Annotated in this window: 8 protein-coding genes and 1 tRNA gene; 6 read left to right on the forward strand and 3 right to left on the reverse strand. The window is 52.7% G+C overall.

Annotated elements, in window-relative coordinates; translation table 11 throughout:
* Positions 1 to 37 precede the first annotated feature (37 nt).
* Positions 38 to 112: transfer RNA gene (locus Q0687_RS11970), tRNA-Asn, on the forward strand.
* A gap of 79 nt (positions 113 to 191) precedes the next feature.
* The gene (locus Q0687_RS11975; protein ID WP_298876515.1) at positions 192 to 479 is read left to right on the forward strand and encodes a PilZ domain-containing protein; all 288 of its coding nucleotides are present in this window, start codon (positions 192 to 194) and stop codon (positions 477 to 479) included.
* Positions 480 to 929: 450 nt separating this feature from the next.
* Here Q0687_RS11975 and Q0687_RS11980 read toward each other — a convergent pair whose 3' ends face one another.
* A complete protein-coding gene (locus tag Q0687_RS11980; RefSeq protein WP_298876518.1) occupies positions 930 to 1,088 on the reverse strand; it encodes a hypothetical protein in 159 nt (52 codons plus the stop codon).
* 991 nt (positions 1,089 to 2,079) lie between these two features.
* On the opposite strand from Q0687_RS11980, the gene Q0687_RS11985 reads away from it, so the two are divergent.
* From Q0687_RS11985 to Q0687_RS11995, 3 genes are all read left to right on the forward strand, one after another.
* Positions 2,080 to 2,253: a hypothetical protein gene (locus Q0687_RS11985; protein ID WP_298876537.1), complete on the forward strand. Its 174-nt coding sequence runs from the start codon at positions 2,080 to 2,082 to the stop codon at positions 2,251 to 2,253.
* 466 nt (positions 2,254 to 2,719) lie between these two features.
* Positions 2,720 to 3,502 (forward strand): FkbM family methyltransferase, encoded by a 783-nt coding sequence (locus Q0687_RS11990; protein WP_298876521.1) that lies wholly within the window; start codon positions 2,720 to 2,722, stop codon positions 3,500 to 3,502.
* Between the two features lie 355 nt (positions 3,503 to 3,857).
* A complete protein-coding gene (locus tag Q0687_RS11995; protein ID WP_298876524.1) occupies positions 3,858 to 4,040 on the forward strand; it encodes a hypothetical protein in 183 nt (60 codons plus the stop codon).
* 285 nt (positions 4,041 to 4,325) lie between these two features.
* Here Q0687_RS11995 and Q0687_RS12000 read toward each other — a convergent pair whose 3' ends face one another.
* Positions 4,326 to 4,661, reverse strand: coding sequence for a P27 family phage terminase small subunit (locus Q0687_RS12000; RefSeq protein WP_298876527.1), 336 nt, complete (start codon positions 4,659 to 4,661; stop codon positions 4,326 to 4,328).
* A 183-nt stretch (positions 4,662 to 4,844) separates the two neighbouring features.
* Positions 4,845 to 5,855: a hypothetical protein gene (locus Q0687_RS12005; RefSeq protein ID WP_298876529.1), complete on the reverse strand. Its 1,011-nt coding sequence runs from the start codon at positions 5,853 to 5,855 to the stop codon at positions 4,845 to 4,847.
* Between the two features lie 271 nt (positions 5,856 to 6,126).
* On the opposite strand from Q0687_RS12005, the gene Q0687_RS12010 reads away from it, so the two are divergent.
* On the forward strand, positions 6,127 to 6,804 hold the full coding sequence (locus Q0687_RS12010) for a hypothetical protein (protein ID WP_298876532.1): 678 nt from the start codon (positions 6,127 to 6,129) through the stop codon (positions 6,802 to 6,804).
* Positions 6,805 to 6,846: the final 42 nt, after the last annotated feature.

Below are 6,846 nucleotides of genomic sequence, written 5' to 3' on the forward strand. Positions count from 1 at the left end.
CGGACTGGCGGGGTTCTGTTACTTTTTGCCTGCGCATTCCTCGGTAGCTCAGCGGTAGAGCATTCGACTGTTAATCGAATGGTCGCTGGTTCGAATCCAGCCCGGGGAGCCAGCGTGGAAGCACGCTAAGTAGTGCGAAATACTTTTCCGATACTCTGCCCGTATTGCTCGTCGAATATGTAGTTAGTCCTATGTCCGCCTCGTCAGCACCGAATAATCGAAAATCGCAGCGCGTTGATTTTTCGCGTGGCGTAGACGTCCAGATAGTAGCAATCGACGGAACGTGGTTTCGCGATTGCAGGATGACAGACGCATCGAACGGCGGAGCCAAGCTCAACGTAGATGGGTCAATAGTTGGACTCTCGAAAGAATTCTTCTTGCTCCTATCGACCACCGGTGCTGCCTATCGGCGGTGCGAACTCGCTTGGGTCAACGGTGATCAGATTGGTGTTCGCTTCATTTCAAGAAAACAAAACTGACTTGGAGGCGCTAACCAAGCCGGGCGGTATCCAGTGTGATGCTGCCGAATTTCGACAGCGCCTCTCGCAACCACGCCTGATACGTTCCCTCGTCTTCTTTCCCACGCTTAGTCCCCCGACGCATTTCAGACCGCGACGGATAGTTTCATGGGCAGGATCGGATTCGCCATCATCATCGCCGCACTTGCTGCGTACGCGGCAGATGCGCGTTGGAATGATAGCCATTACACCGATAGCACGTTATCGTTGCTTCGCCATCTACAGCGCACAATTGGATTATAGAGCTTTGGCGCTAGTAGACGCGACCTACGCAGAAATTTGCGGTTGCTCAGCGCAATTTTGCGATGACAGGAAGCACGCTTGTCGCGTTCACCTCTGGCGGCCCGAGTGTAGCCCAAATGAGAACGGCCACGACGAGAGCGCTATTAAACGTCCACACCGCCAAACGCATCACGGCATCGCCGCCATAGCTGATAAATCAGTAAAGCCTGGCCCGCCCGATGCAAAGTAGATCGCGGCAAGCATCACAATAGAAAACGCTACGTAGCCGAAAATAATCAAGCCGTCATAACTGCGAACAGAAGACGGCATGGTGTGTGAAATCGCCATGACCAATTCCCTATTCAGAATGGCCCTTCGTTGCGCGCGATCATCTTAGGCTTGGCTTGCGAAAGCACTATGAACCAATTCACAGCACCGGCGCACAAATTTCCGTCATTCTTAGCGGTTGTATTTCCTCAGATTGCACGTCAGATCCGGTCCGGCTGATCCGGCCATTCACACAACAAGGCGTAACCGGAAATTAGGAGACGACAGCTAGCGTCGAGTGGTCCGGGGACGGGTGGGTTTTCAAGCCCTACTCGCGGATAAGGCCCCGGCTATCGCGAGTACCGGGGCCTTTCTTTTGCGCGGCGCAAGGTGAAGGAGGCCGCCAACTGAGGCGGCCTTACTTTTCGCCCAATAGCTTCCCGGTCTTTCGATTGATAAAATGCACCTTCATGCATGCTGGGCAGGCCACGCTTTCGTAGCAGCCATCAGACTCATCGTCGTCCTTGTCGTCGATCCAATGCTGGACGTTGAATGACGTGCTTGGGCATTTGAAAACGATATTGGCCATGGGCGGAAACATGGCGATATTTGCGGGATGGCAATCTGACGCGGGTCAATATTTCCGCGCTGCAAAAGAGAATTCATCAACGCATCAGCATGTAGAGCGCTACGCCACCGATGACTGCCAGCCAGATCAGCGAGCCAAACAAGAGGGTGTTGCGGTCCATCCAACCACTTTGGTCCCGCGGGGCATGAATACCTTGACCCAAGTCATGGGGTCAGGGTTACCGAGAACAAATCAGGCCACTCCCAAATTCAACCTAGGCCACTAGGGGTTAAAACAGGCCAGCGCCCGGCAGCCCATAAGAACATATTGCGAACAAGAACAAAGTTGGTACACTTTGGGGATGCCAGCTCCCGGTCCACGCCAGCCTGATCCTGACCGTCTCGAAGCTGCGGCTGATCAGGCCATTGAGGCTTGCGGCGGGGACGCGCGCGAAGCTGTCAAAGCGTTGATCGTCGCGAACGAGTTCTTGGAGCGGCGACTAACGTGGACAAGCTCAATGAGCTTCGCGCGATTCACGCCGACCGTTTCCTTTTTGCCCAAGTTGAAGAAACGTGGATTTTAGAACTCGGCCAACGCTACAAGGATTCGGGAATCAAACTAACCGCGGCAGGATTTGGTCCAGCTAAGCGAGCTAAGACAACTGTCGGCAGGAAATGAGAAGAGCGGCCCGCAGGCCGCTCCTCCGCTACTTGAAACGCTCGCATCTTCTTGGCTTGCATGACCGTTTTAAAGATTGTGCCCGGCAGCGATGCCTTCAAGTCCGCAATCTGTTGCTGAACTCTGGCATTGCGATGTCTAGTGCGTCAGCTTGCGCTGTAGGTGTGCCGCTAATACGTTGCTGACCATTCCCTCGACATTCAATCCCGACCAGTCTCAAGAGCCTCGAGCAGAGCAAGGAAACATATTCTTTTGTACTGGGCCATTTATGTGTCTTAAGAGACAGGCGCTACGCAGCAGCGGGCGCAGATAGCAGCTCTCCTGCTTCCAAGAAAGAAGAGTCGATTTGCTACAGCGCTAGCAACTCTCCGTCTGCTTGCTGCTTGGCACGATCAAGCCCGTTCACGTCTTCAGAGCCAGCGGAACGCTTGTTAGCACGTCTCTTCGTCCGAAACGAGGTCAAATAATGAAGTTGCCGGTCATGTTTTCACGAAGCGTGGATAACGCCCACTTTTTAGCGCGCTGCTATCGTTATCGTCTTCGCACCGAAAAACTGCAAATTAAGACACTTATGAAGCTAAGACTGTCCGGGGCTTCAGTTCTCGACGTCGGCGCAAACAAAGGAATCTACTGCTATTGGTTGACGCAAGCCGTTGGTGGCACCGGGCGCGTGTTAGCAGTTGAACCGCAGCCAGAAATGTTTGCCGGTATCGAGCAACTGACACGCAGATTCGGCTGGACCAACTTACAAGCGCTGAACTTTTGTTTGTCAGACACAGAAGGAACCAGCATACTTTCGCGAGAAAGAGTCGGCGATGGAAGCGCTTCTCTGGAACAAATGCGACATCGGGGCGAAGACGAAAAACTCGTGGTGAAGACAATTCGCTTGGACGATATATCGCACGCTCTCTCGAATCTCAAATACATCAAGTGCGATGTTGAAGGACACGAGCTAAAGGTGTTCTTAGGCGGAGAGCGAACTATTCGACAGCATCGCCCTATCGTGCAGTTTGAAAGTACGGTGGGCGACGACAATACATTTCGTATTTTTGATTTCTTCCGCTCGTTGGGCTACCAAGGCGTCATGCTTCTAGGAAATGAATATCACGACTACACTACTTTGATGCGGAAGCGGCACTACAAGTTCGGTCTTGAAGGTCACCGTGACTTTTTGTTTTTTCCACCCGAGGCGTTGGCCACAACCATTCCCCCGAAGCTGGCTAAACAATTCCTGCTAGCGTCCAAGTGACGTCATTCCGTCTAAGTCGGCAATGTTGTATCGAGGTTGGAGAGGTTGCTTTGCCCCGCTCTACATGGAAACGCACCCAAGCTGCTTCCCGTCCGCTTACGCGGGAGGAAGCCGCCAAGGAGTTGATCTTGAAATATCGGGGCGAACGAGTAGACCGACGTATTATGTATGTGGCAATAGTCTGTTTTGCGTTGACGATCTTTGCATCGATTCATGCAATCGTATTTCCGTTGCACCTTGAATGGCGGGATAAAGTCTCGGTCAAGCGTGATTGAACGAGTTGCAACTGGTGCGATGTTGATATTCTGAATCACTTCGCTAGAAGACCCATGCTCAATAGTGGGTTAGGAATTCCATGCCAAAGAAGACGAAGAAAATTGCCCGCCGCACTTACACAGCGGCGGACGTGAAGGAATTGCGCGCGCACTCAAAGGCACGCACGCCAATTGTGAAGATCGCCAAACAAATGAAGCGCACCGAAGGTTCGCTTCGCCAGAAGGCAATCAAACTCGGAATTGGACTCGGTCACCAGCGTTGACGCGTCTCGGTTCGTTCTCTTGACTCGGAAACTTCTTGCCCGTTTCTGGAAAGACTTTTCCGAGTCGAACCAACCGCGAACACGCTACTCATTCCGTTTACGTGGCAATGAACATCGATTGTTCCAGACCATATTGTCATGATCGCCATACTGCTCCCATAGCGCGGCTAGCTCTTCCTGTGATTTGAACTTGAAGAACCCGCAGGGCTCGCCGCGTAGCCAAGCTTGGGCAGATACTGACAACGCTTGCCGCCTATTCAGCGTTCTTTTCCGTGGCGCCATGCGTCACCGCCGGTTGGCTGGAAGTGCGGGCGGACGGCCGGAAGCGGCTTCACCGATATCTAGGGCAAGTTCACGGAATAGACGGGCCATACCAATCCGGCTGTCGCGCTCGATGGCAACGGCCGGGTGGGCTCGGGGGCTTCCGAACCGATCTTGATACGTCATACCTTCCTTCGCAATCACCTTCCGCGCATCTTCCGCCCGGTCGTAAGCCTCACACGCTTTGGTCAGCAAAATAATGTGGTGCGGTTCAAACTCGTATTCCGCAACAGAGCCGGTGAAGAACGCTGCGGCGTCTTTGCTAAGGTGCTTGGGTGGTTTGTAAGTCTGTGTAGTCATTATTTTCCTTTCTGAAAAAAATTGATTTGAACGGGGTCACCGTCCGTAAAAGTTTTCCCATGGGCCGAGTACGCCTCTTAAAGTGGTAGGGATGACGCGCCCCCTACCCCTTGCCAGGCGAGCCAATCTGGGGGGAATTCTCGCAGAAAAGACTTCACCTGGCAAAGCGGCTAGCAAAAACAGTCAATGACCTTTGCCAAGGAGTTTATTCGCATTTGCGTCTAGGCCTCGCTGATATGCGCGATCCATCATTTCTTGGAAGGTAGGAGTGCCGGTCGGAAAGAGTTCGCGTCCCTTCACACGGAGCACTTCCCCCTGATTCCAGTCAGGATCAGTTGCGCAAGTACCGTCCCACAGCGACCACACCGTCCCTTCAAATTCTGCACCCGAAGGACGAAGAGGGGCGGTCTCCTTATCCTTTATCGCAAACTCGAACAACCGATGCTCAGACTTCTTGAATTGATACTCGGCATCATACTTCAACGTAAAATTTATTAGGTCGTGGCTAGTTTGATCTGCCCAATAGAACCGGGCAGGCGTGTAAGAACGTAAAGCAAAATCCTCATCCCCACGGGGGCAAACTGACGGCAGCCACTTTCCATCCCTACGGGTAAATATGACGAGGCCACCTGAAGTCTGAAACACACCAATTGCCGAGCGATACGAGCCAAAGGCAGTCACGAACAACAGTTCGCGCTTATCAATGTTTTGGTACTCGACATTGAGCGAGTAATCGGGAGAGACAAACATTCCCGTCATTTCGATGGTAGGAATCCTGTCTTTGCCGCGAAGATAGTGATCGAAAAGCCCAGCGCGATGCATGCTGTATAAAGCGAAGAACGATATCGGATATTTTTTTGTCGGGTTTCTCCAAACCGTGCCCCTTCCGGTCAGAGCCGTTAAGCTTGGGTTCTCCGTTTCTATGTAATTTGCATCCGTCCAAGCAATATCGGCCTGAACATCTCCAACGTCTTTATCGTAGGGAGCGACGATAGTTTCAAAGGCCTGCCGCATGTCAGCATGAGATTCATAGGCCTGCCGCATGTCGGCATGCACGTCCTGGTCACCAACACTAAATTGAAACGCAATAACGGCGCCAGCGGCGGCAATGAGCCCGCCGATTGCCAGTTTTAACAATTCTTTTGCAGTATCCCGACTGACCACCAAATCGTAGAGTGAGCGCAAGAACTTCATGTGACGTTCTCCAATCAAATTTATACCTTCTAGCGAAGATAGTGGTCAACAATGAGTTCTATCGCGAGATGGTGACCGTCGCTACCGAGCACCGGCAAGCCCTCAGACGCACCACGCGTCAGCGCATTTAAACAGCATGACCACCGCCCCGCGTTATCGCGGCAGGTTTCTGACATTCCATGACAGAGACCGACTACCGGCGCGCTTACCCCTTTGCGGATCGGCCCGAGATTATTAGCGTTGCGATGGCGAATCGGAGCAAGCGCCCATAATGAAACGTCATTTGGTCTATCCGATCCATTTCGACACGCGAAGCCGCGTCTTAGAGGACGAACAATCCACTTGGACCGAAGAGGCCAAGGTACTGCATCGCGAAAATCGACGACGGGTAGTCGAAGGAATCGAACAACAATTTGGTAGCCGCGATCTTGAACAGAAGGTTGTTGATTTTCGCGAGTGCAGGACCTTGCCGTTCTCAATCGTGTCGTATCACAACAGATACTACCAGCAGTCGCGGGACGCCTTCGTGGCTGGCACTTATTATCCTGCCGCAACAGGTGCGTGCGCCCTCGGTGAGAGAATTCTCAACCATCTAGTGATTGATCTTCGCGAGGAGTTCAGAGACACACCTGACTACAAGCGGGTCTATCGCAAACAATCGTTCGACAATTGGTCGCTAGCGATCGAAGTCCTATCCAATTGGTCTGCGCTCCGGGGCGACACGCCGCAGACATTTCGGCAGCTGAACGCCCTCAGAAACATATTGATTCATTTTGATGCAACCATCTTCGACAACGAACGTGCGTTAGCGCTGGAGGCGCTTAGTTTGATTGGAAGACTGGTCAGTGCCCAATTTGGCTTCTTCGGTAACGAGCACTGGTGGGCGATTCCGGGCACTCGCGGCGCGCAGTTCATCAGCAAGGATGCCGAGAAGGACGTAAGCGCTTAGCCGCGACCCTATTGAAGCTGGCTTGACGTTTTGCGGAACCGC

Source organism: uncultured Bradyrhizobium sp. (assembly GCF_936928535.1).
GTDB lineage: Bacteria > Pseudomonadota > Alphaproteobacteria > Rhizobiales > Xanthobacteraceae > Bradyrhizobium.

Excerpts from the sequence above, each read along its gene's own strand:
- Q0687_RS11975 (WP_298876515.1), top strand. The coding sequence starts at position 192 with ATGTCCGCCTCGTCAGCACCGAATAATCGAAAATCGCAGCGCGTTGAT.
- Q0687_RS11980 (WP_298876518.1), bottom strand. The coding sequence starts at position 1,088 with ATGGCGATTTCACACACCATGCCGTCTTCTGTTCGCAGTTATGACGGC.
- Q0687_RS11990 (WP_298876521.1), top strand. The coding sequence starts at position 2,720 with ATGAAGTTGCCGGTCATGTTTTCACGAAGCGTGGATAACGCCCACTTT.
- Q0687_RS11995 (WP_298876524.1), top strand. The coding sequence starts at position 3,858 with ATGCCAAAGAAGACGAAGAAAATTGCCCGCCGCACTTACACAGCGGCG.
- Q0687_RS12000 (WP_298876527.1), bottom strand. The coding sequence starts at position 4,661 with ATGACTACACAGACTTACAAACCACCCAAGCACCTTAGCAAAGACGCC.
- Q0687_RS12005 (WP_298876529.1), bottom strand. The coding sequence starts at position 5,855 with ATGAAGTTCTTGCGCTCACTCTACGATTTGGTGGTCAGTCGGGATACT.
- Q0687_RS12010 (WP_298876532.1), top strand. The coding sequence starts at position 6,127 with ATGAAACGTCATTTGGTCTATCCGATCCATTTCGACACGCGAAGCCGC.